2 protein-coding genes are annotated in these 1473 nt (G+C 68.5%); one reads left to right on the top strand and one right to left on the bottom strand.

From position 1 onward, the window contains the following. Positions 1 to 11: 11 nt before the first annotated feature. Positions 12 to 593, bottom strand: a complete 582-nt coding sequence (locus tag PV721_RS43315; protein ID WP_319734361.1) for a hypothetical protein — start codon at positions 591 to 593, stop codon at positions 12 to 14. A 376-nt stretch (positions 594 to 969) separates the two neighbouring features. On the opposite strand from PV721_RS43315, the gene PV721_RS43310 reads away from it, so the two are divergent. Further along, a complete protein-coding gene (locus PV721_RS43310; protein ID WP_008742356.1) occupies positions 970 to 1278 on the top strand; it encodes a hypothetical protein in 309 nt (102 codons plus the stop codon). The last annotated feature ends 195 nt before the right edge of the window (positions 1279 to 1473 follow it).

Below are 1473 nucleotides of genomic sequence, written 5' to 3'. Positions count from 1 at the left end.
GTTATTTTTTTTTAATGATCCCACCCGCTCCCCCCGTGGTCCAGGGCGATGACCCGCCACGCCGGACCCACCTCCCGGGCCAGGTCCCCGAAGGCGGCCCCGTCCTGGAAATGTCCGTGCAGCGCGAGCAGCGGCGCCCCCGGTCCCCCGAAGTCCGTGTGGACGAGCCGCCGCCCGTCCCCGGTCACCATCACCCCCGGCAGCGGCCCCAGCTTGTCGATGACCCGCTGCCGCAGCAGCTGGTACTCCTCCCAGCGCCGCCCCAGCCGCCCGCCCGGCCGCTTCACGACCCGCCCCAACGTGACCGTCTCGCCCCGCCGGAACTGTTCCCGCGTCAAGTCGACCCGTACGCCCCCGGGCAGCAGGTTCCACCAGTGGTAGCCCTCCTGCCGGCCGTCGTGGAACACCTCCCCCACGACGAGATCCCCGCCCACGAGGTCCTGCACGACAAGTGCCGTGATGTCGCAGTGTCCCCAGGCCGGATTCTCGGGGGTCCAGGGAATCCTGCTGATGTCGGCCGGCTCGCAGGTCTCCGCCGACCAACCCGCCCGGATGGCCGCCTCGAGATCCGCAAGAGTCCATGGAGTCGTCATGCTCCCCAGCCTCCCGCACCCCACTGACAGCGCCGCCTACAGCGGGTGGACGAAAGATCGGACAAATGTCGGTGAGCCGGCCCAACGACACGCGACCCCGCTGCGCCGAACGGACGCCCTTCGTCCCACCCGTACGCCGAGACGACAATCATTGCCCGGCGTCACCCCTCGTGATACACAGAGTGACCGCACGTTCTTGCGCATACACACCGCCCCTGCCCAGGTCAGAGCGCGGAGGCCGGGCGCGGTCCGAGAGATCGGGTAAAGAGAGCCGTCAAGTCGACGACGGCGGCGGTTTCATCAGCGAAGATAGTGCGTAACCCCTGCCGTCGGGCAGTGGGCTTCCGGAACTACCCATACAGGGGCGGTGAGTTACATGATCCTGGCAGCCGAAAAGGGCGACATCACCACCATCATCGGCGGAATCGCCCCGAACTGGGGGCCGTTCGGCAGTCTCGGCAACGAAGCGAAGGTCATGATCGAGGTGGTCATGGCCGTGGCGATCCTCCTGTGCCTGGGCATCGCCATCTGGGGGGCGGCCAAACAGCGCATCGGCGCGACCGCCCTGCGCGACACGTTCAGCGCGGAACAGGGCAAGGGCCTGATCGTGGCCGGCCTCACGGGCGTCTTCATCATCGGCTCCCTGGGCACCCTCTTCACCATCGTCTACGGAATGGCCGTCTAGCCGGGCCACACCGCGGCCGTACCTGATGAGGACTCACCACACCGCGCCTACGCGGAAACCAGCGCTACCGTCGTACGACGCGGAGGGGGCCGACACGGAATGAGCAACGACGACCAGTACGGCGGCGGCCACGGCGAGGTCGGCGGCACGGGCCAGACCCGCACCCGACTCCCGGACACCCCCGCCGACCCGTAC

Source organism: Streptomyces sp. MB09-01, from assembly GCF_033794505.1.
In the GTDB taxonomy this organism is placed as follows: domain Bacteria; phylum Actinomycetota; class Actinomycetes; order Streptomycetales; family Streptomycetaceae; genus Streptomyces.
Note: the sequence above shows the minus strand (reverse complement) of the source record. Positions and strands in the feature narration are given on the sequence as shown.

Excerpts from the sequence above, each read along its gene's own strand:
- PV721_RS43315 (WP_319734361.1), bottom strand. The coding sequence starts at position 593 with ATGACGACTCCATGGACTCTTGCGGATCTCGAGGCGGCCATCCGGGCG.
- PV721_RS43310 (WP_008742356.1), top strand. The coding sequence starts at position 970 with ATGATCCTGGCAGCCGAAAAGGGCGACATCACCACCATCATCGGCGGA.